Source organism: Acinetobacter sp. Ac_3412 (assembly GCF_013072675.1).
GTDB classification, from domain to species: domain Bacteria; phylum Pseudomonadota; class Gammaproteobacteria; order Pseudomonadales; family Moraxellaceae; genus Acinetobacter; species Acinetobacter higginsii.
In genome coordinates this window covers 1-25,883 of sequence record NZ_LXUJ01000014.1, presented here as the reverse complement: position 1 = coordinate 25,883, position 25,883 = coordinate 1, and the positions used below count along the sequence as shown (strand labels likewise).

25 protein-coding genes and 1 rRNA gene are annotated in these 25,883 nt (G+C 42.5%); 15 read left to right on the top strand and 11 right to left on the bottom strand.

From position 1 onward, the window contains the following. Positions 1–45: 45 nt before the first annotated feature. Positions 46–1,629, bottom strand: a complete 1,584-nt coding sequence (locus tag A7P54_RS17270) for a TerC family protein (RefSeq protein ID WP_171550326.1) — start codon at positions 1,627–1,629, stop codon at positions 46–48. 326 nt (positions 1,630–1,955) lie between these two features. On the opposite strand from A7P54_RS17270, the gene A7P54_RS17265 reads away from it, so the two are divergent. Continuing rightward, positions 1,956–2,582, top strand: a complete 627-nt coding sequence (locus A7P54_RS17265) for a TIGR00730 family Rossman fold protein (RefSeq protein ID WP_171550325.1) — start codon at positions 1,956–1,958, stop codon at positions 2,580–2,582. Positions 2,583–2,635: 53 nt separating this feature from the next. Here A7P54_RS17265 and A7P54_RS17260 read toward each other — a convergent pair whose 3' ends face one another. After that, entirely contained in the window at positions 2,636–4,423 is a 1,788-nt protein-coding gene (locus tag A7P54_RS17260) for a choice-of-anchor I family protein (RefSeq protein ID WP_171550324.1), read from the bottom strand. Between the two features lie 164 nt (positions 4,424–4,587). Here A7P54_RS17260 and mdtD point away from each other — a divergent pair, with 164 nt between their 5' ends. The 9 genes from mdtD to A7P54_RS17215 all read left to right on the top strand — a co-directional run bounded on the left by mdtD (position 4,588) and on the right by A7P54_RS17215 (position 13,482). Further along, positions 4,588–5,976 carry a multidrug transporter subunit MdtD gene (gene mdtD, locus A7P54_RS17255; protein ID WP_171550323.1) on the top strand — a complete coding sequence of 463 codons (1,389 nt, stop codon included), beginning with the start codon at positions 4,588–4,590 and terminating at the stop codon, positions 5,974–5,976. 49 nt (positions 5,977–6,025) lie between these two features. Further along, the gene (locus tag A7P54_RS17250; protein WP_171550322.1) at positions 6,026–6,994 is read left to right on the top strand and encodes a hypothetical protein; all 969 of its coding nucleotides are present in this window, start codon (positions 6,026–6,028) and stop codon (positions 6,992–6,994) included. Between the two features lie 10 nt (positions 6,995–7,004). Then, positions 7,005–7,766, top strand: a complete 762-nt coding sequence (locus A7P54_RS17245; RefSeq protein WP_171550321.1) for a glycoside hydrolase family 25 protein — start codon at positions 7,005–7,007, stop codon at positions 7,764–7,766. Then, positions 7,756–8,823, top strand: coding sequence for a DNA polymerase IV (gene dinB, locus A7P54_RS17240; protein ID WP_171550320.1), 1,068 nt, complete (start codon positions 7,756–7,758; stop codon positions 8,821–8,823). The genes A7P54_RS17245 and dinB overlap by 11 nt, the downstream gene beginning before the upstream one ends. 299 nt (positions 8,824–9,122) lie before the next feature. After that, the gene (creB, locus tag A7P54_RS17235) at positions 9,123–9,842 is read left to right on the top strand and encodes a two-component system response regulator CreB (RefSeq protein WP_171550319.1); all 720 of its coding nucleotides are present in this window, start codon (positions 9,123–9,125) and stop codon (positions 9,840–9,842) included. Positions 9,843–9,845: 3 nt separating this feature from the next. Then, a complete protein-coding gene (gene creC / locus A7P54_RS17230) occupies positions 9,846–11,312 on the top strand; it encodes a two-component system sensor histidine kinase CreC (RefSeq protein WP_171550318.1) in 1,467 nt (488 codons plus the stop codon). 75 nt (positions 11,313–11,387) lie between these two features. Beyond that, positions 11,388–12,785 (top strand): cell envelope integrity protein CreD, encoded by a 1,398-nt coding sequence (gene creD, locus A7P54_RS17225; protein ID WP_171550317.1) that lies wholly within the window; start codon positions 11,388–11,390, stop codon positions 12,783–12,785. A gap of 62 nt (positions 12,786–12,847) precedes the next feature. Further along, a complete protein-coding gene (locus A7P54_RS17220; protein WP_005314689.1) occupies positions 12,848–13,051 on the top strand; it encodes a hypothetical protein in 204 nt (67 codons plus the stop codon). 74 nt (positions 13,052–13,125) lie between these two features. Beyond that, the gene (locus A7P54_RS17215; RefSeq protein WP_004802050.1) at positions 13,126–13,482 is read left to right on the top strand and encodes a RidA family protein; all 357 of its coding nucleotides are present in this window, start codon (positions 13,126–13,128) and stop codon (positions 13,480–13,482) included. On the opposite strand, the gene A7P54_RS17210 is transcribed toward A7P54_RS17215, so the two are convergent. The 6 genes from A7P54_RS17210 to A7P54_RS17185 all read right to left on the bottom strand — a co-directional run bounded on the left by A7P54_RS17210 (position 13,479) and on the right by A7P54_RS17185 (position 20,471). Beyond that, positions 13,479–14,021 (bottom strand): DUF2726 domain-containing protein, encoded by a 543-nt coding sequence (locus A7P54_RS17210; RefSeq protein ID WP_171550316.1) that lies wholly within the window; start codon positions 14,019–14,021, stop codon positions 13,479–13,481. The two genes, A7P54_RS17215 and A7P54_RS17210, sit on opposite strands and share 4 nt — an antisense overlap. Positions 14,022–14,324: 303 nt before the next feature. Beyond that, on the bottom strand, positions 14,325–16,706 hold the full coding sequence (locus tag A7P54_RS17205) for a YgiQ family radical SAM protein (RefSeq protein ID WP_171550315.1): 2,382 nt from the start codon (positions 16,704–16,706) through the stop codon (positions 14,325–14,327). A 204-nt stretch (positions 16,707–16,910) separates the two neighbouring features. Next, on the bottom strand, positions 16,911–17,300 hold the full coding sequence (locus A7P54_RS17200; protein ID WP_171550314.1) for a hypothetical protein: 390 nt from the start codon (positions 17,298–17,300) through the stop codon (positions 16,911–16,913). A gap of 63 nt (positions 17,301–17,363) precedes the next feature. Beyond that, a complete protein-coding gene (locus A7P54_RS17195) occupies positions 17,364–18,578 on the bottom strand; it encodes an MFS transporter (RefSeq protein WP_171550313.1) in 1,215 nt (404 codons plus the stop codon). A 78-nt stretch (positions 18,579–18,656) separates the two neighbouring features. Next, positions 18,657–19,913, bottom strand: a complete 1,257-nt coding sequence (locus tag A7P54_RS17190; RefSeq protein WP_171550312.1) for an esterase-like activity of phytase family protein — start codon at positions 19,911–19,913, stop codon at positions 18,657–18,659. 150 nt (positions 19,914–20,063) lie between these two features. Then, on the bottom strand, positions 20,064–20,471 hold the full coding sequence (locus A7P54_RS17185; RefSeq protein ID WP_171550311.1) for a helix-turn-helix domain-containing protein: 408 nt from the start codon (positions 20,469–20,471) through the stop codon (positions 20,064–20,066). 81 nt (positions 20,472–20,552) lie between these two features. Here A7P54_RS17185 and A7P54_RS17180 point away from each other — a divergent pair, with 81 nt between their 5' ends. The 5 genes from A7P54_RS17180 (at position 20,553) to A7P54_RS17160 (ending at position 23,604) form a co-directional block, all read left to right on the top strand. Continuing rightward, positions 20,553–21,044: a DUF2938 domain-containing protein gene (locus tag A7P54_RS17180; protein ID WP_171550310.1), complete on the top strand. Its 492-nt coding sequence runs from the start codon at positions 20,553–20,555 to the stop codon at positions 21,042–21,044. Positions 21,045–21,055: 11 nt separating this feature from the next. Continuing rightward, positions 21,056–21,631 (top strand): flavodoxin family protein, encoded by a 576-nt coding sequence (locus A7P54_RS17175; RefSeq protein ID WP_171550309.1) that lies wholly within the window; start codon positions 21,056–21,058, stop codon positions 21,629–21,631. Next, positions 21,628–21,846 (top strand): DUF2798 domain-containing protein, encoded by a 219-nt coding sequence (locus A7P54_RS17170; RefSeq protein ID WP_171550308.1) that lies wholly within the window; start codon positions 21,628–21,630, stop codon positions 21,844–21,846. Before A7P54_RS17175 ends, A7P54_RS17170 begins: the two co-directional genes overlap by 4 nt. 315 nt (positions 21,847–22,161) lie before the next feature. After that, positions 22,162–22,725 (top strand): transglycosylase SLT domain-containing protein, encoded by a 564-nt coding sequence (locus A7P54_RS17165; protein WP_171550307.1) that lies wholly within the window; start codon positions 22,162–22,164, stop codon positions 22,723–22,725. Positions 22,726–23,085: 360 nt separating this feature from the next. Continuing rightward, complete coding sequence (locus A7P54_RS17160) at positions 23,086–23,604, top strand: lytic transglycosylase domain-containing protein (protein ID WP_354667344.1); 519 nt, start codon at positions 23,086–23,088, stop codon at positions 23,602–23,604. 56 nt (positions 23,605–23,660) lie between these two features. On the opposite strand, the gene cysK is transcribed toward A7P54_RS17160, so the two are convergent. The 3 genes from cysK to rrf all read right to left on the bottom strand — a co-directional run bounded on the left by cysK (position 23,661) and on the right by rrf (position 25,668). Next, the gene (gene cysK, locus A7P54_RS17155; protein WP_216077156.1) at positions 23,661–24,662 is read right to left on the bottom strand and encodes a cysteine synthase A; all 1,002 of its coding nucleotides are present in this window, start codon (positions 24,660–24,662) and stop codon (positions 23,661–23,663) included. Between the two features lie 190 nt (positions 24,663–24,852). Beyond that, positions 24,853–25,395: a GNAT family N-acetyltransferase gene (locus tag A7P54_RS17150; RefSeq protein ID WP_171550306.1), complete on the bottom strand. Its 543-nt coding sequence runs from the start codon at positions 25,393–25,395 to the stop codon at positions 24,853–24,855. Between the two features lie 158 nt (positions 25,396–25,553). After that, positions 25,554–25,668 (bottom strand): 5S ribosomal RNA (gene rrf, locus A7P54_RS17145). Between the last annotated feature and the right edge of the window lie 215 nt (positions 25,669–25,883).

Below are 25,883 nucleotides of genomic sequence, written 5' to 3'. Positions count from 1 at the left end.
CTTGTACCACAAGGCCAAACTCAAAGGCTATTTGCTCAAACTTAATTATTTCTCGGTCGTCTTCTCTTTCGCAATAATGCGCACTTTTTCAATCTTGTGCCCATCCATTGTCACCACCTCAAAACGATATCCATCCACTTCAACCATGTCACCATTTTCAGGTAAACGACCCAGATGGAATAAGATATAGCCCGACAAAGTAGAATATTCTTCGCTTTCATCGACCAAATCTTTGCTCAATAACAAAGAAACATGACGAATATCGGTTGAACCTTCTAACAACATCGAACCATCATCTAGACTTTCTGCAGTTGCTTCCAATTCATCTTCATCAGGGAATTCACCCGCAATCGCTTCCAACATATCAATCGGTGTTGCAATCCCTTCAATCGAACCATATTCGTTCAGAACAATCGCCATTTGCAACGGTGCTTGACGTAACTGTTCCATCACCATCAGGACTTGTGCATTTTCATGTACAATCACAGGTTCGCGTAAGTGTTTACTGAAATCAATCGCACCTGTTTCAATGTATTCATTCAATACTTTATGAGTGAGAACAATCCCTTCGATATTGTCTAACTCGCCACGCGCAATGATCAAACGCGAATGGGTCATTGCCATTAAACGTTCTTTTAACTCAGCAGGATCGTCATCCAAGTCTAACCATTCCAACTCTGGACGTGGTGTCATCACCGACTTGACTGGACGCTCAGATAAACCCAATACCCCTTGAACCAAGACACTATGATATACCCCATTGTCTTCATCAAAGACTTCTTTGGCATAGGCCTGTGTCGCTAATACATCTTCCGTTTCTTTGTTCTGACTTTCATTACCATTGCCTTTACTACCCAACATACGCAGTACGGCAGAGGCGGTGCGATAACGTAAATCAGTGGTGGTGACCAATTTCTCTTGGTTACGACGCATGGTTTGGTTGACCATTTCCACCAACACCGAGAAACCAATCGCAGCGTATAAATAACCTTTTGGAATATGGAAACCGAAACCTTCGACCACCAATGAGAAACCAATCATCATCAGGAAGCCAAGACACAGGATCACCACGGTTGGATGCTTATTGACGAAATCCATCAATGGGCGTGAAGCCAGTAGCATGATACCAATCGCAATCGTTACCGCGATCATCATCACCGAAAGCTCTTTCACCATCCCCACTGCGGTGATCACACTATCAAGCGAGAAGACAGCATCAAGAACCACGATCTGTACCACTACCATCCAGAACACAGCATGCACCGGATTTTCTTCTTTATGTGCTTGTGTGCCTTCAATGCGTTCATGTAGTTCCATGGTGCCCTTAAACAATAAGAACACACCACCAAACAGCAAAATCAAATCACGTCCGGAAAAGGGATGATCAAAAATATGGAACAGCGGTGTGGTTAAAGTCACCACCCATGCGATCGAGGCAAGCAAGATCAAACGCATTAACAGGGCGAGAATTAAACCAATTTTACGCGCAGCATTACGTTGTTCTGGTGGTAATTTTTCTGCCAAAATTGCAATAAAAACAAGGTTATCAATACCTAGTACAATTTCAAGCACCACCAATGTGGCTAAGCCAACCCAAGCAGCAGGATCTGACATCCATTCCAGAATCATTGAGGTGACTCCTCTGCAAAATCAGCAATATTGTTATGAAGTTGAGATTTTAAAAGATCGGCACAAACAGCCAAAACATTTTTTTTAGGAAATAAGAACAATGCGGAGCGACAACAACCACTACTCATAGAGGTACATAAATTAATAAAAGGATTTTTAGTATAGGCAAGATTGCAGTGAAATTCATCTTTTTTTGTGTTGAGGATGTTTTCAAATTCTTTCGAGACACGACAAAAGTACATTGTATGTAAAATGTGCATAAAACTGTCACAAACCTGATTTAGCCTAGACAAGCACAGCGAAAATGATAAGGTGAAAATAAACGAATGAATAGTGTTCTGATAATGACTGAAAAGAAAACCATAAGCTCTCCCCCTATAAAAACCACTCAATCTCTTATTGCCTTATATTGCGGTTCGCGTACAGGCAACAAGCCTATTTATCGAGACAAAGCCATTGAACTTGCCCAGCATATTGCCAATCAAGGTTTTGGGATTGTCTATGGCGGTGCCAGTATTGGTCTGATGGGACAAGTGGCAGATACTGTACTAGAACATAGTGGCGAAGTAGTCGGTGTGATTCCCGAATTTATGCTGGATTATGAAATTGCCCACCATAAACTGACCGAACTCCATATCGTCAACAGCATGCATGAACGTAAGGCGCTGATGGCCGAGCGTGCCAGCGCCTTTATTGCCCTGCCTGGTGGTCTAGGAACTTTTGAAGAAATTCTGGAAATTGCCACCTGGGGACAGCTCAATCAGCATCAGAAACCCATGATTATTTATAACGTCAATCGCTTTTATGATGCATTAATTGCACAGCTTGATCATGCGGTAGAAGAAGGCTTTTTACCACCACAGCATCGCGCCAAAGTGATTATTTGTGAAACACTGGAACAGATCTCAAGTGTGATTAAAAACTTAAACACACCCAGCCATATCGAAGTCTAAAACATACCCATAAAAAAAGCGGATCAAGGAGATCCGCTTTTTTTATTGAGAACTTATTGCACATTCACTTGATATAGCGCAGTTGAACCACTGACTTCATTCCCCACCACCAATAAAGGCTTGCCGTTTGGTGAGTCTTTTGCAGCAATAAAGATCAAGCCTTCAGGTCCTAAATCACCCTGTTTTGCAGCATCGGTTTCAACAAAATTACGTGTGCTAAAATATTCAATAAATTTCGGTTTATTCGGTGTGGTGATGTCATACACCATCACCCCACTCATTCGCTCCAAACCAATAAAAGCAAAAGTTTTCTGACCAATCGTGCCGATAGCAATACCCTCAGGCTCAGGGCCTTTATTATCACTACGGTCATCAAAAGCCACTGCTTCATGGTCACTATTAAAATAGTTCGGGAACAATTCAGCAGTTTTCTTTTCAAACTCACTGCCAGAGTCCCAAACCAACTGACCTTGAGTATTCCAGATACTGAATGAACGCGCGCCATAAGCGTAGAGCTTGTCATAAGTGAGCAAGCCATTGGCATCGAGTTTGGCTGAACCATCGGCATTGGTTTGATAACCCATGTTCCATGCAATATTGAGACGCCCCAATGCTGCATCATCACGGCATGCACCCGCAGTTGTCGCAGTAGCGCCACAATATGCAAAGGTCACTGGATTGAGTTTTGCCCCTTTCACCCCTGCAGCCAGTTGCTGTAAATGTGCTGGATAATCACCATCCTTATTAAAGCCTTTACTGTTAAACAAATGCTTCATTCGGATATTTTCAACAAAGCCTTTACTGGCATCGCCCGCATAATAGGCTTTGGAATCCTTCAACCATTCACGGCTATCACCTTCATTGGCAGTGACCAGATAGGTTTGACCATTGGCTTGGTAATTGGCAATCGAGTCAGGTTGATACATCCCGACCAAGCCAGCCCATGTTTTGATATCAATCTTTTTGTCTTTATCACTAACATCCAGTTCATTGCCTATTTGCCCATGAGCTTTATAGCCCAATGGATAAATATCAGTGACTTTCTGCTGAGCAATATCAATTCGTGCAATCGCATTATTCTCCTGCAATGTCACCCAAGCAGTTTTGCTGTCTGCAGCAATGGTTATATATTCAGGTTCTAAATCCTGAGCCACACTCGCATTGGGCCCAAAAATACGCACCCCTTTGGCGATTAAATCCGCCTTTTGTGAATTCCACGCCTTAAAGTCCGCGACACTGGCTTTGGGTTGTTGAATATTGCTGATATCAATAATGCTAACTGAACCTTCAGGATCAACCGAATAGTCATCGTTTGGCTCGCCTTCATTGGCCACCAAAACAGTTTTACCATCGGGGCTAAAAGTCAACATATCGGGCAATGAACCCACAGCAACTTTGCTGATAAAACTTAAGTCCTTGGCATTAAAAAACACCACGATCCCAGCATCAGTTTTTTTCTCAGCTTGAACCGCAATCGCAACAATGCCATTTTTAACCGCAACGCTGTTCACTTCCGAATTGGCTAAATAGGTACGGGCAGAAAGTTCTGCAACATGGACGGGCTTTTCAGGTTTAGATGCATCTAAAACATCGACTAAACCCTTCTGGGCATTGACCACAAAGAGACGTTGGCTTGCAGCATCATAAGCAGGAATTTCAGCAGCACTTTTGGCGAAAACATTGGTTTCATAACGCCCTAATAAACTTAACTTAATCGTTTCAGGGGTTGTTTCCACCACTTCTGCTGGCGTGTTTGTTTTGTGATTGTCGTTGTCATCATTACACGCCACCAACCCCACCGACAGTAACGCTGTCAGTAATACTGAAATCTTAAATTTCATGATCAAATTCCATACAATTCATTCCGTATGGCTAATCTAGTGGGTTGAGATTCAAGTTCGATGACACTTTAATGTCAGTTCCATGACCACTCTTTGACAATTTTAGGCTTTATTTCACGCACAGTTGCATTAAACTAAAACTGCCTTTTTATGCATCATGGCTCATGACAACGACAACACATCAAGCGGTACAGCCTGAATTCCGAATGTTAGTGCTCTTGGTCTCGATTGGCTTTTTTATGCAAGCCTTAGACACCACCATCGTCAACACGGCAATTCCTGCCATGGCAGTACAACTCAATGAAAATCCCCTGCAAATGCATGGTGTCATTGTGGCCTATGTGCTGTCAGTTGCGGCCTGTATTCCGCTCAGTGGATGGTTGGCTGATCGTTTTGGCATTCGCAATATTTATCTGAGTTCCATGGTGATTTTCAGCTTGGCCTCGCTAGGCTGTGGCTTGTCGCAGAACCTAGAACAACTCTTATTTTTCCGCGTCATTCAAGGGGTTGGTGGTGCCTTGCTGATGCCCGTGGGCCGCTTGGCACTGTTAAAACTGATCCCACGCTCCCAATTTCTGTCTGCGATGAGTCTGATGAGCCTTGCGGGTCTGATTGGCCCGTTGATGGGACCAACTTTAGGGGGTTGGCTCGTCGAAGTGACAACTTGGCACTGGATCTTTTTAATTAATATTCCGATGGGTCTACTCGGCATGATCATGACTTTCAAAGTCATGCCAAACCAGAAAGAGCCAAGCGTCAAATCCTTCGATTTAAGTGGCTTTATCCTGTTAATGGTCGCAATGGTGGGCTTGTCTTTAGGCATTGAGAATATTGCGGCATCACAATATTCCCGTTGGATCAGCGTGGTTTTATTGATTTCAGGACTATTGGCAGCCACCGCTTATGCCTACCATGCGCATACACATCAAAATGCCCTGTTTCATGGTCGCCTATTTCGGTACAAAATCTTTTCGATCGGTGTACTGGGTAATTTCTTTGCCCGCCTCGGCAGTAATGCGATTCCCTTCATTTTACCGCTGATGCTGCAAGTCGCCTTTGGCTTTGAACCTTTCTATACCGGTTTAATGATGATTCCAATGGTGCTCGGCTCATTATTTTCCAAACCGATTATTCGCCCCTTGATTCAACGGGTTGGTTATCGTCGTTTCTTACTCACCAATACTGTTTTAGTCGGTTTATGTATCGCCAGTTTTTCTCTGATGACCGCAACAACGCCATTGTGGTTAAAAGTCCTGCACCTGTTTATCTTTGGTACGCTCAATTCACTGCAATTCGTGGGCATGAATACTCTGACTTTGAAAGACTTAGCACAACAGGATGCCAGTAGCGGCAATAGCTTCTTGTCCATGATCATGATGCTTTCCATGAGTATCGGGGTCGCCTTGGCAGGAACGTTAATTAATCTGTTTGGGCAACACTTCGCCACTGCGTCGCTGAGTACTGCCTTCCACGCCACTTTGATCACTCTCGGCTGTATTAATATCATTACCGCCTTGGTGTTTTGGCAAATCCCCAAAGAAACTACAGATTAAAGCGAAAAAGCTAGAATTCGCACCAAGAAACAGAATAAGGAAAAATAAAATGATCGTTCCACAGCATTGGGCAGAGGCCAAAACAAAAACCAAGATTGCAGGGCGACAATACACCATTAAACGCTTTGGTTGGTCAGATCAAAGCCTTGAAGCAGCACAATCACATGCCGAGCAACGTGTTGCCGAGGCAATTGAAAGGATCAAGGCTGGTGACAATATTCGAAGAATCGACCATAAAGTTCCCTACAATGGTGCCGAAGGTGTACCAATCAGAGAACAGATTATTGCTCAGCATGATGATGTCATTATCACGCGAAACTCCTACGGCGCATTATGCTTAAATACCCCAGATGTGTTATTTGCAGATATCGATTTCAAATATGCACCTCGTTTTAGACTATATCTATTGGCTTTTTTATTGTTGATATTAGTTACAAGTATTGGGGCTATCTATTTAAGCTCATGGATGGTCTTGGGAATCGGAGTGATTGTTTCCCTCATCTTGACAGGGCTGCTTGGCAAAGGACTGTTCTATTTACAAAGCAAGTTATTTGGAACACCAGAACAGCGTGCATTTGCATCAATTCAAGATTTCTCTCAACGACACCCTACATGGCATTTACGTGTTTATCTCACGCCAAAAGGTTATCGTGTCTTGGTAATGCATCAGATCTTTGAACCTAAAAGTGATGAAGCTCAATTATTATTCAACGCCATTCATGCAGATCCTAACTACGTCCGAATGTGTAAAAATCAGAATTGTTTCCGAGCCAGAATCAGCCCAAAACCTTGGCGAATTGGTGTGAATCGCTTAGCGCTAGGCGTTTGGCCAGTGAGTGAAGCGCGTTTAGCGACCCGTGAAAACTGGGTTCGAGACTATCAGAAACAAGCCGAGAGCTATGCATCATGCAAATTTGTGGCACAATTAGGCAGTCAGATGACGCACATGAAGGCGAAGCGAGTACAATCGCTACATGACCAATACTGTAAATCTGACACTCGCTTAGACATCGCATAACATAAACGATATGGCAAAAAAATCTGCAAAATTTCCATCGACACCACATTATCCGACTTATGCCAGCATCGGTTTAGCGGTCATGCTGGGTGTGGTCAGTTACTTTGGTTTGTTCTATCAGCAGAAAGCATCAGCACAGGATTACTCCATTCGCGGCTTTGATGTGTCCCATCATCAAGGTGAGATTAACTGGAAAAAAATCTCGCCGATGCAATATCAATTCGTTTATTTAAAAGCCACAGAAGGTGGCGATTTTAAAGATCGTAACTTTCAAGAAAACTGGCTCAAAGCACGTGAACGTGGCCTGCATGTCGGTGCTTATCATTTTTATCGGCTGTGTCGTGATGGGGCTATACAAGCGGAAAACTTTATTGCGACCGTTCCGAAAAAGGCCGATGCCCTGCCGCCTGTAATTGATTTGGAATATGACAGTAACTGCATCAACACCTATACCAAAGAGCAATTACTGAAAGAAATTCAGGTCATGCATGACCAACTGCAACAGCATTATGGCAAACAACCGATTTTTTATATTTCAAAAAGCTTTTACCATATTGTCCTGATGGGAAACTTTAACAACACTCCGTTATGGGTCAGAGATTATGAGGGTAAACCTGAGCTCAAAGATGGTCGACAATGGCTGTTTTGGCAGCATAGCAGTCAAGGCAAAATCGACGGCGTTCCCAAAGCCGTGGATTTAAATGTGTATGCCGAATCGCCAAAACAATGGCGGATTTTTCTGAAAGCACAAGGCATTGAAGATGCCAAATGAGTTACGCAAAATCATCCATATCGACATGGATGCCTTTTATGCCTCAGTCGAGCTCAAAGACCGCCCAGAGCTAAAAGATTTGCCTGTGGTGATTTCCTCTCATCATCCGAGAGCCGTCATTGCTGCAGCGTCTTACCCTGCCCGTGTCTTTGGACTCCGCTCTGCCATGTCGATGGGGCAAGCCAAAAAACTCTGTCCACAGGTCATCGTGATCGAACCCAATTTTGAAAAATACCGCGAAGTTTCAGCGCAAATTCATCAGATTTTCCAGCAATACACCCCCTTGATTGAGCCGCTTTCTTTAGATGAAGCCTATCTGGATGTGACTGAAAACTTAAAGAATATTGCCAGTGCTACCGAAGTCGCTGCACAGATCCGTGCTGATATTTTTGCAGTCACAGGACTGACCGCCTCTGCAGGCGTGGCTCCAAATAAGTTCTTGGCAAAAATTGCCTCGGATTGGAACAAGCCCAATGGTTTATTTGTGATTAAACCGAATCAGGTGCTACGTTTTATTCAAGATTTAGCCTTGAATAAAATTCCTGGGGTGGGCAAAGTCACCCAAGAACGCTTGCAGCAACTAAATTTACATACCTTGGGCGATCTGCAAAAAATCGACGAAAATGTGCTGATCCATCATTTTGGGAAGTACGGCAAACAGCTGTATTTATATGCGCAAGGCATTGATCACCGACCTGTCAAAGCAGAACGGGAACGTCAGCAAATCTCCAAGGAAATTACTTTTGATGATGATTACACCCTTGCTCAATGCAGCCATGCATGGCAGCCATTGACCGAGCAAGTCTGGCGCAGCCTGAATAAAAAACAATTAACCGCTCGTGGTGTGACCGTCAAACTCAAGCTTAAAAATTTTCAAGTCTTACAGCACAGTAAAAGCTTTAAGCAGGCGCTGCAATCGCAACAAGACTTGGGGCAAGTGGTACTACAACTGCTGGATGAAATGCATATTGACCCAGAATTCCAATTCCGTCTGGTCGGCGTCGGGGTATATCAATTACAGGCGCTAGAAGAAGAATCACAACTTTCTTTGTGGTAGTGCTGATTTTTTACACAAAAGCACAATCCATGCTGAAAATTATGTTTGCTTTTTATCCAGTTTTCAGTACTCTAAGCAACGCAGTAACATTATCCTTGTTATTTGCTTTGCTAAAGAAAACCTCACTTTTAGCATCTGCTCCTGTGGTTGGCGTGACGATCAAATCCGAAGATTACAGGGCACTTCAGGTCTTCTTTCGCTATCCTCTTGTTCCTATAAAAATTCTATATTCCCACTACACTCATAACTTCAGTTAAACTCAGCAGATAAAACTAGAAAATTCTGTATGTACATGCCTTATGAAGCAAAAACAAATTCTCTGTGTCGAAGATGAAGCCGCCATTGTCCTGCCGCTACGTTATGCGCTTGAGCGTGAAGGCTGGCAAGTCAGTTGGGCCAATACAGGAACACAGGCACTGCAATTACTGACGCAACAATCCTTTGATTTTATTATTTTAGATGTCGGACTCCCTGATCTGAATGGTTTCGAAGTCTGCAAACAATTACGTCAAAAAGATCAAACCCCTTTACTGTTTTTAACAGCCCGTGATGATGAAATTGACCGAGTGGTTGGTCTCGAAATTGGGGCGGATGATTATTGCAGCAAGCCCTTTAGCGCACGAGAAATTGTGGCAAGAATCAAAGCGATTTGGCGCAGAATGGAAGCGCAAGCTCAGCCTGTTACAGCCTCTGTAGCAGCGACGAAAACTGACGTTATTGTGCAATCGGCAACTTGGTCATGCAATCCACAAGCTTTACAGATTCATTATCATCAACAAGTACTACAACTGACTCGCTATGAATACCGCTTGTTATTTTTACTGATTCAGCATCCAGAACAGGTGTTTAGCCGCCAACAATTGATGGATCATATTTGGGAACATCCTGAACATAGCTTAGAACGTACCGTCGATACACATATCAAGAGTTTAAGACAGAAGCTCAAACTGATTACCCCAGATGATGACCCGATTCGTACTCATCGTGGCTTTGGCTATAGTTTGATGAAGTTGAGCTAAAGCATGTCGATCTTTGTCCGTATCTGGTTTTTCTTTAGCTTGGTGGTGGTACTGAGTCTAGGTTTTATCGCCTATACCCTGACCCAACAAGTGAAACCCAATGTACGGCAAGTGGTTGAAGATACCCTCGCCGAAAACGCCAATATCATTGCCCAACTGATTGCGGAAGATGTCTATCAACATCAGGTTGATACACCAGAATTTGATCAAAAAATTCAGGCAGCGTTATCCCGTCAACTGAATGCCACCATTTGGCAGCATCGCAAAGAACAGATTAACCAGCAACTGTACATTACCGATCCCAAAGGCATCGTGATTTATGATTCTGAAGGGCAAGCCGTAGGACAAGACTATTCCAGATGGAATGATGTCTACTTAACGCTACGCGGTAAATACGGTGCACGTTCAACGGCAACCAATCCCTATGACCGCAACAGTAGTGTCATGCATATTGCGGCACCGATTATTTACCAACAACAATTGCTCGGTGTGGTCAGTATTGGTAAACCCAATCAGTCAGTGCAACCTTATATTGAGCGCGCTGAACAGCAACTGATTTATCAAGCCTTATGGATTGCAGCACTCAGCCTACTCTTGGCCAGTATGGTGGCATATTGGCTAAGACATAGCATTGATCGGGTCCGACGCTATGCACAGGCATTGGCACCCGTGAATCAGGCACCTTTCTTTTATTCCGCCAAAGAACTCAACCAAGTGACTCAGGCACTGAGCGAAATGCGCGAAAAACTTGAAGATCGTGGCTATGTGGAGAACTATGTCAACACACTCACCCATGAACTCAAAAGCCCGCTCACCGCAATTCAAGCCAGTGCTGAATTACTCCAGGATGACTTACCACTGGCTGATCAGCAACAATTTTCCCATCATATTGTCCAGCAAAGCCAGCGGTTGCAATCCTTGATTGAACGGATGTTGTTATTAACACGACTCGAAAAAAATCAGCATGTTTTAGAGTTTCAAAACTTAGACCTAAACGAGCTCATTCAACAATGCTTTCAGCAACAACATAGTGCTTTGCAACTTAAGCAGATCCAAACACGGCTTGATCTCCCCCAACACTGCTTGATCCATGCCGATCCATTTTGGCTGAAACAAGCGCTGAATAACCTCTTAGATAACGCCAGAGACTTCTGCCCACCACAGGGGAAAATCGCCGTTCAACTTCAGCAAGATCCAACCCATCAAAGCATCACTTTGTTGTTTTTTAATGAGGGCGATGCAATTCCTGAATATGCCTTAAACCGTGTATTTGAGACTTATTTTTCATTGCCACGTCCGCATAATCAGCAACGCAGTACGGGTATTGGGCTCAGTATCGTCAAACAGATTATTCAGCAGCACCACGGTCAGATTAGTATCCAAAACGTTGAAGCAAATAATCTCGACTTCTTAGCCACACATCAATCTGGTGTGCTCTTGACCCTCACACTTCACACAAACTTCACTTAAGTTTCAAACCGAACTCATCCGAAGCGCATATCGCATATAGATACTGGTCATATCCTAATGACCATGGAATTTCATATGCGTCGCAATTTTATCAACCTTAAAATCGGAGCCATTCTGTTCCTGATTTTGATTTTTTATATTGGTTTATTTTTTATTTCGAGCTTGGTCTCAGAACGCCAAAGCTATCAACAACAAGTCATTCGCGACATTGCCAATGAGCAAATTCGTCCACAACAAATCGTTGCACCTTATTTAAAACTGCCCTACCAAGTGCAAACCACCTGCACCGATGAGCAGAAGAAGAGTTATCCCTGTACACAAACCCTATTTGTCGCTATCGGGGCTGAAACGACCGACTGGAATGCACAATTTAAGGTTTCGGACAGTACTTATAGACGTAATATTTATAAAGCGATCAGCTATCAAAACTCGATGTCAGGCAAAGGTACATTCAAGGCCATCGATAACGAAACAAAACGTGATTATCTATGGGAACAGGCTGAAATTATTTTCCCAATCCAAGATGCGCGTGGGCTGAATGCCAAACCAATCTTCAATATTGATGGCCAAGCCTATAAGTTCGACTTTTCCGAGCAAAGCCAAGGACAACGCGGTTTTGACCTGATGCATCTGACAGCGAAGCAATACCCTGAACTAGTGCAAAAGTTCCAACAGGGTTTTAAGTTTGGCCTGCAGTTCGAGCTTGAAGGGCTCAGTGAGTTCAGCTTCATTCCAACCAGTTATGAAATGACCTATCAAGCCACAGGTAACTGGGGCGATGTTAAATATGATGGGCAAAACCTACCCTTTAAAAAATCCAGTGAAAAACGCCAATTTCAGGCAGACTGGAAAAATATCGCACTGGGTAAACGTAATTTAGAAAATGTGTCATTGTGCGAAAATAGCCAGTGCTTTTATAAAATTTTAAATGCTCAAGATCCTATACCAACAGCAGCGGTAGAAACATACGATACAGGCACCCCAGCAAATATCTCTGGTATTTCCACTCAATTCCTAGAACCCGTCAATATCTATACCCAAACCGATCGTGCCATTAAATACGGTGTGATGGTGATCATCATTACCTTTGGTTGCTTCTTCCTGTTTGAAGTCTTAAAACAACTCAAAATCCATCCTGTGCAATATGCCTTGGTTGCGATGGCACAAGGTGTGTTCTTCGTGTTGTTACTTTCGATCAGTGAATATTACGCCTTTGTACTCGCCTATCTAGCGGCAGCAATCGCTTGTGTCGGTCTCATCACATGGTATTTATATTTTGTGGTCAAAGGGATTAAGCCTGCGCTGTTATTCGGGATTTTATTGGGTGTGCTCTACGGCATGATGTATCTGTTGCTGCAATCTAGTGGCAAGACTTTCTTATTTGGCTCCATCCTGTCCTTTATTCTGATTGCCTGTGTCATGTTCATCACCCGTCATGTCAATTGGTACCAATCCGAACAACCAAGCCAATAAAAATATATAAGGGCGAAGTAATGTCTTCGCCCCTTTTCACGGTATTGATAAGGAATAAAACCATGTACCAAACAACTTATTTAGCGTTAAAGCAACTTAAACAGCTATGTCCTTTACACAGCTCGATTGCAAGCTGTCTGAATCAATTACGGCAAGCCAAAATTCAGTTTTTAAATCTGGGAAATATTATTATTTGCCCACAACAACGCTGCATTTTGGTTTTCAAACATCGTAACTTAATGGAAATAGAAAGTTTTTTAGCCTGATTTATAGAAAATTACATTGCAGCTGAATGGCATCAAGTACAATCCCCACTATACTTTTCGATTTGGGAATCACTATGTCTGTGCAACGTCTTCATGTCACATCACGTTATTGCGAAGTTGCAATTTCAGGAAATCTTGTTCATTTAGCAGGTCAATTGGCTGATGATACCAGCGTTGATGTAACCGCACAGACACAGCAGACCTTAGATAATATTGATCGTTTATTGGCAGAAGCAGGTACAGATAAAACCCATATTTTATCTGTACTAATCTTTTTAAAAGACATCGAAAAAGATTATGCAGCCATGAATGCAGTATGGGATGCATGGATTGCTGAGGGACATCCCCCAGCACGTACCTGTGTCGAATCTAAACTCTACACACCTGATGTTTTGGTTGAAATGACAGTCACTGCGGTTCGCCCAGATTAATAAGATTTAAATGCGAATTCATTATATTTCATTATTCGATCTGCTTTAGGCAGCGACATTGATGCTGAGGTACCTGCCGCTGAAATAGCGGTAGGCTCAAACAAATCAGGTACTAAATCTTCTCTGAGCTCCTGTTCAGTCGGAATGCTGCTATAACGCAGTACACGATAGCCTGCCAATTCAAGTAAGCTATCTTGATAATGCTTTTGATGCAGACGGTTCACATAAGACTCGTCTGCAATCTCAATAATCGCAAGCACTTGATGCTGCTGATCTAAAATGACGAAATCTGCGACTAAACCTTGATACTTACGACGTGTGTGCGCAAATTTAGTGGTCAGTAAAGCATCAAAAGATACATGTGCCAACACGGTATGACGTGGTAATACAGCTTGTAAACGCATCAAGGTAATTTGCTCCGCAATATTTAAAATACCACGGCGTTTTAATGGACTGTCCTGACGCCTATTTTGTTGTAAGCGACGAAGTGCAAGTGCTGTGATTAACAGCAACCCAACTGTTGTTATAAAATAATACATTTCTAACTAATCCCTTTAGATTTTTTATAATCATTTGGCTTTATGCCAATTTTTTTAATCAAGAACATCGATAGCAAAGTCATTTTGCAGTGCAAACTTAAGTTTTTTAATCGTGTTTTCCTAGACGACCAAAGTCGTAATAGCCCTCTGCACTTTATTTATAATCATTCGTTTGCCAAGATTCAAGTCGTTATTGTCAGTTTATGTTTCTATGGGCGATAGTTTTACGATCAAATTGTGATCACATAATAATTTAGGCATAAAAAAGAAGGCATGAACTCTCATGCCTTCTTCAATACCCAATTAACGAGGTGCTTTGGTTTTAGACTTTGGTTTTCCTGAAAATGGTCTTTTCTCACCCGTTTCACGTGGCGGTAAACCATTATGTTGCGTCAATAGCTGCCCTTTTTGCGGACGCTGTTGTCCTGACGGTGAACGAGACTGGCCTTGACCACGTTTTGCAGAATCCCCTGCGACAGATGAATTCTTCTTACGTGCCGATTTATATTCACCTTCAGCAGTACCTTGTGGCTGATACGTTGGAATCAAATGCTGCTTTGAATTTCCGATTAAATCTACACGCCCCATCTCTTTCAAGGCTTCACGCAATAATGGCCAGTTGTTTGGATCGTGATAGCGTAAGAATGCCTTATGCAAACGACGACGCTTTTCGCCTTTCACGATATCCACGTTTTCCGTATAACGTGCCACTTTAGACAATGGATTTTTGCCTGAGTAATACATTGTGGTTGCTGTTGCCATTGGTGATGGATAGAATGTCTGTACCTGATCGGCACGGAAGCCATTTTTCTTCAACCAAATCGCCAGATTCATCATGTCGTAATCGGTGGTACCCGGATGTGCGGCAATAAAGTATGGAATTAAATACTGTTCCTTACCTGCTTCCTTACTGAAACGCTCAAACATTTGCTTAAAACGATCATAAGTCCCAATACCTGGTTTCATCATCTTGGATAATGGGCCATTTTCGGTATGCTCAGGCGCAATTTTCAGATAACCACCGACATGGTGCTGAACCAATTCTTTCACATATTCAGGGTTTAGGACTGCAAGATCATAACGTAGACCTGAACCAATCAGAATCTTCTTCACCCCTTTGATTTCACGGGCTTTACGATAAAGCTGAACCAAAGGTGCATGGTCGGTATGCAAGTTCTGACAAACGCCTGGATAAACACACGATGGTTTACGGCAATTCTTTTCAATTTCAGGGTCTTGGCAATGCAAACGGTACATGTTTGCCGTTGGTCCACCTAAGTCCGAAATAATCCCAGTGAAGTTAGGTGCAGTATCACGGATCTTTTCAATTTCACGTAAAATTGAATCTTCCGAACGGTTTTGGATAATACGACCTTCATGCTCGGTAATCGAACAGAAAGTACAACCACCAAAACAACCACGCATGATATTCACAGAGAATTTGATCATATCAAATGCTGGGAAACGCGCATTGCCATAAGCGGGATGCGGTAAGCGTGCATAAGGCAAATCAAACACATAGTCCATTTCCTCTGTGGTCAGAGGAATTGGCGGTGGATTGATCCAAACATCACGCTCACCATGACGTTGCACCAATGCACGTGCATTACCTGGGTTGGTTTCCAGATGCAAAATACGGTTGGCATGTGCATAGAGTACCTGATCCTCAGCCACTTCTTCATAAGAAGGTAAACGGATTACCGCCAATTCACGTGGTGGTAATTTATGTTTAATTGCTTTTGATGGTGCAGGTTTCAGCTGTACGATCTGCGTATCTGGATCTAGATTGTCGCCTTCACGTACGATCGGATTTGCCACAAATTCTTTTTGGAAGTTTTGATACTGCGCCAGTGAGTTGCCTTTTTCTTTTTCAACTTCACAGCCATCAATGTCTTCAGTCATGACATAGGGGTTGATAATTTGATCAACACGACCAATGGTATCAACATCGTTACTGGCGATTTCAACGAATTTTGCTTTCGATTTTTTATTATGTTTATTGATAATAAATGCAGTACCACGAACATCGGTAATCTCGTGGACTTTTTCGCCTTTGGCTAAACGATGCATCACGTCGATAATGGCACGCTCACCATTGCCATACATCAGCAAATCAGCTTTAGAATCCATCAAAATCGAACGACGGACTTTGTCTGACCAATAGTCATAATGTGCGATACGACGTAAGCTGCCTTCAATCCCACCAAGTAAGACTGGAACGTCTGGAAAAGCTTCACGGCAACGCTGACAGTAAACCGTAGCAGCACGGTCTGGGCGTTTATTCGCTTCATTATTTGGTGAATAGGCATCATCAGAGCGGATTTTACGATCAGCCGTATAACGGTTGATCATTGAATCCATGTTCCCTGCGGTCACACCCCATGCAATAGTTGGCTTGCCTAGAACGCGGAAGCTCTCTGCATTGGTCCAATCAGGTTGTGCAATGATTCCAACACGGAAGCCTTGTGCTTCAAGTACACGCCCAATCACACCTGATACAAAAGATGGATGGTCAATATAAGCATCGCCACAAACTAAAATAAAGTCACATGCATCCCAGCCGAGTAGATCCATTTCTTCTCGTGACATCGGCAAAAATGGTGCGGGTTCAAAACACGACGCCCAATATTTGTCGTAATCAAACAGCGCTTTAGGCGCAGTCTGCATGGTATAGGCAGTAGACATAGCTTGCGAATCTCGGCTAGCAGATGAAGGAGAGACATTTATCGGGGTTGGTGGTATTTTAACCCCTAAAATGAAAGCCGATCATTTTAACATGAATTTCATTCATTTTCCCTGTTTATAAAACATTCAGGAACAAGGGGATAACAAATTATTTGTATAAAGTTTAAGCAAAATATAAATATGAGCATCAAACTGAAGTTTTAACTAATAGGAAGCAGTAGTGGTTATTCCATTTGATCGAACCACCTCTTTGACCGTATAACCCGATTCTATATAACCTTGACCTTCAGAAATGGCCTGACCATTCGCCAAAGTTGCTTCTAAACGATATCCACCCTCACCCTGTACAAAGAATTGCGTTTCTATTGTCTTGTTATTTTCTAAGGGCTGGAAAAAGATCTCATGTTGCACCCCTGCTGTTTTCACATGTAGCTTCAGCTGACTAATCCTTTGCCCGCTGTGATTTGAGATTTGCATGTGGACTAAGGGCTGAAACCAATAATTAAAGCCTGCAGTTAAAGCACCAGCAAAAAAACTGATCATTAACGAAATAATGATTAGAAACACAATCCAGATCTGTTTAACCCTTGTCATTCTAATACTTTCATTTTTGATTTATTAAGGAAAACTCTAAGGTATAAATCATAAAAAGCAAAGTCAATCCGATTGCCGCATCGACAAAAATCTCAACCGCAACGCTAAAAATAGCCCAAGTGCTAAAACCACAGCCACCACGAGGTTTATCCCCATCCAACCATAATTCTCCCAGACTAATCCGCCACTACTGCCCAATAAGCTCGACCCCATGTAATAGCAGAATAAATACAGTGAAGAAGCGACTGCCCGATACTGAACCGCTTGAACCGAAACCCAACTGCTGGCTGTCGAATGTGCCGCAAAAAATGAAAAGGTAAAAATGGTGAGACCCAGTAAGATGGTCCAAAGCGCTGGAATCAAAGTAATTAATAAACCGATGATCATCATCACCAGTAAAACTGGCAATACTTTATCCCGTCCAAATTTAAAGCCCCATTGTGCTGCTTTAGGTGAGCTATAAATCCCTGCCAGATAGGCAATTGAAATCAGACCAATCCATGTTTGTGATAAATGAAACGGGGCTTCTAATAAGTGGTAGCTGATATAGTTAAAGACCGTCACCAGACAGCCCATTAGAATGAAACCTTGGGCAAATAAAATACGTAGTTTCGGGTCTTTTAGATTTTGCTCAAAGGCTGCTTTAAAACGTGAAAATCGGAATGGAAATGGTTTGAAATGCTGTGATTTGGGTAATAACAGATAGAATAAACAGGCAATCACAAAATTCAGAAAACCAATAATATAGGTTGCCGATTGCCAAGAAATAAAATCAACCAAAACGCCTGCAATCAAACGCCCCCCCATACCACCAATCGCTGTGCCTGAGATATACAGCCCCATGGCAAAACCGATATCCTGCTGTGCAATCTCCTCTCCGATATAGGTCATTGCCACAGCGGCAACCCCACTGACCGCCAGACCAATCAAAACACGGGTACTTAGAAAGATTTCCCAGATTGGAAAAGAAGCACTAATCAGTAATAAAATCGAGACCAAAAATAAGGCAAACACCATGATGGGTTTACGCCCAAAACGATCGGAAATAAAGCCAGTAAATAGCAGACCAATAGCCAGTGCAATGGTGGAAAAAGAGAGCGGAAAACTACTGTGGGTCGGAGTGACATGAAAGAATTCTGCAAAGATCGGCATCATCGGCTGTACACAGTACAACGAGGAAAATGACGCAAAACCAGCAAAGAACAATGACCATAAAATCGCAGTAAACGATTTCGAACCATATTCAATATGGGTTGGGCGCAGCACTGATTCAGACATGAGGACTCCTTATGCCCGATCAGTATACGCCTTCGACCGAAATGCGGAATGATCATTTCGGCCATTTTTATCAAATGTTTAAAATAATGCTTTAGGCAAACGGATCTGAATGATCTCATTATCATCGGCGAGTTTGGCATTGCGTCCTGATGAACCCGGGAAATTATTGTCATTCAATACTGTCAAAGTCATGCCATTTTCAATAATCACATCTTCAATGGTTTCAAATGGGAAGGCAAACAGCTTGCCTGTACCAATATCTCCCTCACGCGCTGTGCCATACAGCCCATTTGGATTGGCAATTTTCATTAAGTCGACCAAGTCTTCGCGTGCCACCACCTGCTTCGGTTCATTGAATTTAATCCGAATCAGTTTCTTATGGCCACCGAGATTATTTTGACTCACATCGCGCTCAATAATGATGCCCTCTTTGTCATTAAACAGCTGGAAGTCACCAATATTGGTGGCTTTACTATCCAGTACAAACCAATAATAAACACCCGTATAGGCTTTCTTCTGCAGATCAAATTGGGAGATCAGCAGTCTACCTGTTGAGTCATTCAGCAATGGTTTTTCCAGTAGTGGATACAGATATTTGCCATCAGGTGAAATCGCCATGCCTTCAAAACCACTACTGCGCCCCACCAATGGCTCCACATAATTGATATTGGCTTTATTCAGCTGGTTTTGCGGTGAACGTAGCTCTTGGCTCGGATTAAATGGATTGGGCAAAGCAATTGGTGCATCGAGTAACACACCATCAGCAGAGAAATGCAACAAGAATGGGCCAAATTCATCACCAATCCAATAGGTACCATCAGGTGCACGTTGCATTGATTCAGGATCAAAGTCTGCCCCTGTCAATAAACGTTCTGCCGTATTGCCATTCACAATCTCAAAAGGAATTCGCTTATTGGGATCACGTAGCTGAATGAAGCTTTGTACGGATACTTGTCCTGTACCTTTACTTTTGGTTTTAAAATCGGCTTTGATTTTATAAATGCGTAATAAAAAATCAGCGGAATTATCCTGTGTGCCAAAACCATTATCGGCCATGGCCATATAACTGCCATCCTCATTTTTTAAGGCAGCAGAAAAGCCCTGTACTGGTTGTCCCTTAAAGGGTGGATAGATGCCATTGGCCCCACTCACCGCTTTACCTGAATCTGGTCCAGCGGCATACGTTGCGACAGGAAGCTTGGCGAAAGAAATCAGCGTGGGTTCTGTGACTTTGTCTGTCGATGTATTCTGATCTTGATTATTGTCATCATTATTACAAGCCGTTAAACCCAAAGCACTACAGCAGAATAAGGCCAATAAAGTTTTCTTGTTCATGGTTTTATACATTTGGTAAAAAATTAGCCAAATTAAAACAAGTTTTTATGACGCTTTTACTGCAATAAAATGAAGTCTTTATGGCGAAAACATGACAATGTAACGCAACCTTTTGTTTTATGAATCGCGCTTACTATGGTCTATCCAATCTTAGGCAAGCTTGATCGGATGATATTCACCAGCAATCGCAGCTTTTAAAAAGTTTTGAAAGGTTGGGCATTGCATATGATTTTCTGCGGGACATACCGCAGCATGTCTCAGTCCTTGGCTGATAAAGTGCAGACGTCGGGTCATTTGTTCTAGCTGCTCTGCTTTCTGATTGAGCATGGCTCGGTCCAATTCGGGCTGACCACTCTCCCCAAACATATGCGCAATTTCATTGAGGGAAAAACCTGCCGCCCGCCCCAAAGCAATCAATGCCAATTGATCCAAGACATGCTTGCCATATTGTCGGCGTAAGCCATGACGGCCTATTGATTTGATTAAGCCTTTTTCTTCGTAAAAGCGTAAGGTTGAGGTGCTCACATTGGCCCGTTTAGCCACTTCTCCAATATCCATAAATACCCCTTGACTTCAAGTTGACTTGAACTTGCACACTATCTTTATCACGTTTTATGCAAAAAAGATCAAGGTGAAAAAATGAAAACTGCGGAACTGTTATTTCAAATCCTGTGTTTAGGTGTTGGCGCCACGCTAATCTTGGATCTGTGGCTATTGTTGTTAAAAAAACTCAATCAGCCCAGCTTAAATTTTGTTTTGCTGGGTCGTTGGATCGGTTGGATGTTTCGGGGCAAGTTCATCCATGCATCGATTGCGCAAAGCCCTGCCATTCAAAGGGAATATGCCTTGGGTTGGTTGGCACATTACAGTGTCGGCATTCTCTTTGCATTCAGCTTTGTCCTGATTGTAGGCGAAGCATGGTTATTGCAACCACAATTCATCTCTGCCTTTATTTTCGGGGTGATTACGGTGCTCATTCCTTTTTTCATCATGCAACCAGCTATGGGCGCAGGTATTGCCTCATCTAAGACAGCACAACCTTTGTACAACTGCCTACGAAGTCTGATTAACCACGCTATTTTCGGCTGCGGTTTATATCTCAGCGCTCAATTACTTTCATTATTTCTCTGAGGAATCAAACCATGAAAGCGATTGCCATTGTTTATCATAGTCGTCAGGGGCATACCCAGTTTATTGCCCAACAAATTCAACTCGGTGCCGCACAAGTTGAGCAGATTAAAATTGATTTATTCACCGCGGAGCAGTTAATGTCGCAACCCGAGCAACTCTGTCTCTATGATGGCGTGATTTGGGGTTCACCAACCTATTTGGGTGGTGTCTCAGGTTCATTCAAACAACTGATGGATGCCACAGGTTCATTATGGAAGAAGCAGGCATTTAGAGGAAAGTTAGCCGCAGGATTTACTGTTTCCTCACTACCCGCAGGCGATAAGCAATCTACCCTGATTTCACTTTTCACCTTTTCGATGCAACACGGTATGATATGGGTCGGTAATCCTATTTTACCCGAGCAACATCAAGGTGTTCCTTACACGCAAGCGGCCAATCGTCTCGGGTCATGGTCAGGCCTTATGGCACAAGCTGAACATGCCAGTGCGGCAAATGCTTTTGATTTTGGCGATATCAAAACCGCTCAGTTGTTTGGACAAAATTTTGCATTCAGCTTAAGTGCATATCAAGGAGTGATAATCAAGTGAAAGCAGCAAGTCTTTTATTTCCATTGATTTTATCCTGCATGATGTCTTTTTTAATCTCTGGCATCACCACATTAAAAGCAGTGGGTTTTATCGATCATTTCTTTGCCATGTGGATGTCAGCATGGATCGTGGCGTGGATGTTTGCCTTTCCTAGCGTATTGGTCTGCGCGCCAATTGCACAAAAGTTGGTCGGCTGGATTCTAAAGAAACGCTAATTTGCACTTTGTAAGTAAAAACCTACAGTGACTGTGGAGATTGGCGAATATACCGAATGAGATAGATTCACTAATATATTAAGCATAGAGAGACAGGATGTCTCATTCAGAATAATAACAAGCACAGGATGTGGTCGTTGACAGGAGTTAGCGGCAAGAAACCAAATATGAGAAAGCCTCGACAGGATGTCGGGGCTTTTTTATTCGGCTTAATATCTAAAACTAAACGATTTACCCCTATAGATTGCATTGACTGTCATCGACTTGCTCCCTACCATCCGCATGTTTTATTGATGACGGTCAAATTTTTCTACGATGATAATTTACAACAAATTTTCTTTTTCTCGCTTTCACATTACTTTTGCTAAATTGAGTCTCATTTTTTTAAGTACTTACTTCACTGTCGCGTGTACGACAACCAAGGCACCTACTGTAAATCATTCCCAGAAATTGTCTTCTGGTATTCAAAATGCTTTTTCAGTAGCACCCACAACAGCAAATCGGGTTGCTCCAATCATTCTGCAAACAGCTGAGCGTCACAATATTTCACCACATTTATTAGCCGCGCTGATTCGTCAAGAGTCTAGCTATAGAACCCGTGCACGATCTTCAGCAGATGCAGTGGGCTTAACCCAAGTACGCCCAAAATTTTGGCAACAGTTCTGCCCTGGTGATTTATATGATGAACACGTCAATATCAATTGTGGTGCTTATATCTTAGCGAATTACTATCAATCTACAGGCGATTGGTCAAAAGCCCTCGGCTATTACAATGTTGGCCCCACAGGTTACAGAAGAAGTCCCTATATGCGTCAGCAAGCTGAACGTTATGCCAGCTCAGTTAAACGCCATGAACAAAGTTTAAAAGAAGCCCTTTAAAACGCTATTGTAGACAAAACCTAAATCAACTGCGGTGATTGCCGAATATACCGAATGAGCTAAATTCACTAATCTATCAAGTATAGAGAGACAGGATGTCTCATTCAGAACAACAAGAAACACAGGACGTGGTCGTTGACAGGAGTTGGCGGCAAGAAACCAAATATGAGAAAGCCTCGACAGGATGTCGGGGCTTTTTTATAGCCACTCTGATTCATTCATTACCGTAAAATAACTCCTATTGACTCCCCTAAACTGAGTGCATACCATCCTTATACTTCTGTTTGGTATCGGGTTCTGGTTTTGCACATCACATCGACTTCTTCTGATCAACTTACGGCCTTTAAACCGTTTGCCACAATCATTTTAAAGATCAGCCTTGTTGTGCTAGCAATCAGTCTATCTGCATGTAGCAGTTTAAGCGGATCCTTTGCCAATCGCTCGAATCAACTTTCCTCAGGTTTGCAAAATGCGTATTCGGTTTCTCCGACTACAGCCAATCGCTTATCGCCAATGATCATTCAAAGTGCTGAGCGTTATGATCTATCCCCGACTTTACTGGCCGCGCTCATTCGCCAAGAATCGAATTACAACAGTTCAGCACGCTCGCCAACAGGGGCAATCGGTTTAACCCAGATTATTTCCAGCCATTGGCGTCAGTCTTGCCCTGGTAATCTCTATGATGAGAATGTCAATATTAACTGTGGTGCACATGTGCTCTCGACCTACTATCGATCTGCTGGCAGTTGGTCTAAAGCGGTCGCCTATTACAATGTTGGGCCAACAGGCTACGAACGTAGTTTCTGGACACGGCATAAAGCCAAGAAATATGCTCGTTCGGTCAAACGCCACGAAAAAACCCTAAAAAAAGCGCTTTAAAATCAATAAAAAACCATGCCTCAAGCATGGTTTTTTTTATGGGCTGAATCACGAAATTACGCTTCGTCAAACAAGCCCTCAAATAAGACTGAAGATAAATAACGTTCACCGCTATCCGGTAAAATCACCACAATGGTTTTGCCTGCATTTTCAGGACGTTCTGCAATTTGAGCTGCCGCGGACAATGCTGCACCACTTGAAATACCGACTAAAATCCCTTCTTCAGTTGCGCACTTTCTTGCCCACTCAATTGCATCTGCGCTATTCACTGGCAGTACTTCATCAACTAGATCCAAGTCTAAGTTCTTAGGAATAAAATTCGCACCAATCCCTTGAATTTTGTGTGGCGCAGGTGTGATGCTCTCACCACATTTAGTTTGCGTGATGATTGGTGATTCTGCAGGTTCAACTGCAACTGAATACAATGGTTTATTTTGAACTTGCTCAAAATAACGTGAAATCCCCGTAATGGTACCACCTGTACCTACACCAGCAACCAAGATATCCACTTGACCATTGGTTGCCTGCCAAATTTCAGGGCCAGTGGTGTCGGTATGAATTTGTGGATTGGCTGGATTCTCAAACTGTTGTGGTAAGAAGTACTGTTCTGGATTTTCAGTGGCCAAACGAACGGCTTCATCTACCGCGCCTTTCATACCTTTGGCTGGATCAGTCAGAACCAGATTCGCGCCTAAAGCTTTCAGTACTTTTCTACGCTCTAAACTCATACTAGCTGGCATGGTTAAGGTAATTGGATAACCTTTTGCTGCTGCGACAAATGCCAAAGCAATCCCTGTATTGCCACTGGTTGGCTCAACAATATGCATACCTGTTTTAAGTACACCACGTTTTTCCGCATCTGCAATCAACGCTGCACCAATACGACATTTCACTGAGAATGCAGGGTTACGGCTTTCCACTTTTGCCAGTACCGTTGCACCTGTTTTGATGAGGCGATTAATACGGACTAAAGGTGTGTTACCAATCGCTTCGGCATTATTTGAATATACTGCGATACCGAGGTTGGCAGGTGTTGGAAATTGCTGATCGGTCGACATGTTATTTCCTTATTAGATTTGGAATGATTCTCAATCATTATAGGCTTGTCAGCCAAGGAGGAAAGCAGAAAACGTTAAGATTTATGAAAAGTTATAAATTATCGAAGTGAAATACCAACCGATTCTTATCTTTATACAGTCTTTAAATTAAAATAATTTTTTCAATATTAATACGCTTATACAATTATTACTACCAAAGCTCACCCTCTCGCCAATCCGCGCAAATAGCATCATCAGCTGTATGATGTGATAGTAATTCTTTCAGCTTAGCGCTCAATGGATGCAACAGAATTTCATGCTCATCTGTCAGATAAGTAGAGCTATTTTGTTTGATATATAAATTCCCCAACCAAGAAATCCAGCCAAGTTTTTTATAAAATGCATCATCTTCGGGCTGGAGTGCAGCAAGTTCATAACCCAAAGTAGTTAAAGCATCGATTAAATATCTCAATAATTGTGATGCTAGCCCCTTCCCCCGCATCATTTCATCAGTCGTCACATATTCAACATAGGCAGTTTTTACACTGATATTGTCATTAACAATGAACAATCGATCCGTCCATAGAGCGTGCGATACAATCTTTTCATCCAATATACAGATTAGATGAGAAGCTGTTTGCATGAAGTCATACTGACCCCAAGGATCTTCATCAAAAGCTGTAAAACATAACTTAGCAATCTGTTGTCGCTGTAGTCTATCCAGATCTTGAGCGGCGATAATTTTAAACTGCATTAACTGATGCTCGATTCAAATTGTTTATATCTTAAGCAAGAGATGGAGGAGTATGAAGTATTTTTAGTCAAATCTAATTAAAATAAGTTGAGATATAAAGTTCTGCGCAATAAAAAACACCCCAACCTCTCTCGAGATTGGGGTGTTTCTAATTTAAAAGCTGGCGATGACTTACTCTCACATGGCAAGTGCCACACTACCATCAGCGCTAAGAGGTTTCACTTCTGAGTTCGGGAAGGGATCAGGTGGTTCACTCTTGCTATTGTCGCCAGCAAACTGTTGTGGTGCTTTCGGGTCTTATTCGTAGTGTATTCACTACATGCCTTACTTACGGTCCAAAGAGTTATTAACGGATTAGATTATTGAGTCGGTATTGTAACTAGATTTCACACTAAATCAAGTTCAATCAGTTGTTTTCACTTCTGACTGTTTGGTTTTGAATCGAATTGAGCTTTATATACAACTGCTTGGGTGTTGTATAGTCAAGC

Excerpts from the sequence above, each read along its gene's own strand:
- creC (WP_171550318.1), top strand. The coding sequence starts at position 9,846 with ATGTCGATCTTTGTCCGTATCTGGTTTTTCTTTAGCTTGGTGGTGGTA.
- A7P54_RS17245 (WP_171550321.1), top strand. The coding sequence starts at position 7,005 with ATGGCAAAAAAATCTGCAAAATTTCCATCGACACCACATTATCCGACT.
- A7P54_RS17205 (WP_171550315.1), bottom strand. The coding sequence starts at position 16,706 with ATGTCTACTGCCTATACCATGCAGACTGCGCCTAAAGCGCTGTTTGAT.
- A7P54_RS17215 (WP_004802050.1), top strand. The coding sequence starts at position 13,126 with ATGTCTGTGCAACGTCTTCATGTCACATCACGTTATTGCGAAGTTGCA.
- A7P54_RS17195 (WP_171550313.1), bottom strand. The coding sequence starts at position 18,578 with ATGTCTGAATCAGTGCTGCGCCCAACCCATATTGAATATGGTTCGAAA.
- A7P54_RS17185 (WP_171550311.1), bottom strand. The coding sequence starts at position 20,471 with ATGGATATTGGAGAAGTGGCTAAACGGGCCAATGTGAGCACCTCAACC.
- A7P54_RS17190 (WP_171550312.1), bottom strand. The coding sequence starts at position 19,913 with ATGAACAAGAAAACTTTATTGGCCTTATTCTGCTGTAGTGCTTTGGGT.
- A7P54_RS17180 (WP_171550310.1), top strand. The coding sequence starts at position 20,553 with ATGAAAACTGCGGAACTGTTATTTCAAATCCTGTGTTTAGGTGTTGGC.
- A7P54_RS17210 (WP_171550316.1), bottom strand. The coding sequence starts at position 14,021 with ATGTATTATTTTATAACAACAGTTGGGTTGCTGTTAATCACAGCACTT.
- mdtD (WP_171550323.1), top strand. The coding sequence starts at position 4,588 with ATGACAACGACAACACATCAAGCGGTACAGCCTGAATTCCGAATGTTA.
- A7P54_RS17200 (WP_171550314.1), bottom strand. The coding sequence starts at position 17,300 with ATGACAAGGGTTAAACAGATCTGGATTGTGTTTCTAATCATTATTTCG.
- dinB (WP_171550320.1), top strand. The coding sequence starts at position 7,756 with ATGCCAAATGAGTTACGCAAAATCATCCATATCGACATGGATGCCTTT.
- A7P54_RS17270 (WP_171550326.1), bottom strand. The coding sequence starts at position 1,629 with ATGATTCTGGAATGGATGTCAGATCCTGCTGCTTGGGTTGGCTTAGCC.
- creB (WP_171550319.1), top strand. The coding sequence starts at position 9,123 with ATGAAGCAAAAACAAATTCTCTGTGTCGAAGATGAAGCCGCCATTGTC.
- A7P54_RS17220 (WP_005314689.1), top strand. The coding sequence starts at position 12,848 with ATGTACCAAACAACTTATTTAGCGTTAAAGCAACTTAAACAGCTATGT.
- A7P54_RS17250 (WP_171550322.1), top strand. The coding sequence starts at position 6,026 with ATGATCGTTCCACAGCATTGGGCAGAGGCCAAAACAAAAACCAAGATT.
- A7P54_RS17260 (WP_171550324.1), bottom strand. The coding sequence starts at position 4,423 with ATGAAATTTAAGATTTCAGTATTACTGACAGCGTTACTGTCGGTGGGG.
- A7P54_RS17175 (WP_171550309.1), top strand. The coding sequence starts at position 21,056 with ATGAAAGCGATTGCCATTGTTTATCATAGTCGTCAGGGGCATACCCAG.
- cysK (WP_216077156.1), bottom strand. The coding sequence starts at position 24,662 with ATGTCGACCGATCAGCAATTTCCAACACCTGCCAACCTCGGTATCGCA.
- A7P54_RS17265 (WP_171550325.1), top strand. The coding sequence starts at position 1,956 with ATGAATAGTGTTCTGATAATGACTGAAAAGAAAACCATAAGCTCTCCC.
- creD (WP_171550317.1), top strand. The coding sequence starts at position 11,388 with ATGCGTCGCAATTTTATCAACCTTAAAATCGGAGCCATTCTGTTCCTG.
- A7P54_RS17165 (WP_171550307.1), top strand. The coding sequence starts at position 22,162 with ATGATAATTTACAACAAATTTTCTTTTTCTCGCTTTCACATTACTTTT.
- A7P54_RS17150 (WP_171550306.1), bottom strand. The coding sequence starts at position 25,395 with ATGCAGTTTAAAATTATCGCCGCTCAAGATCTGGATAGACTACAGCGA.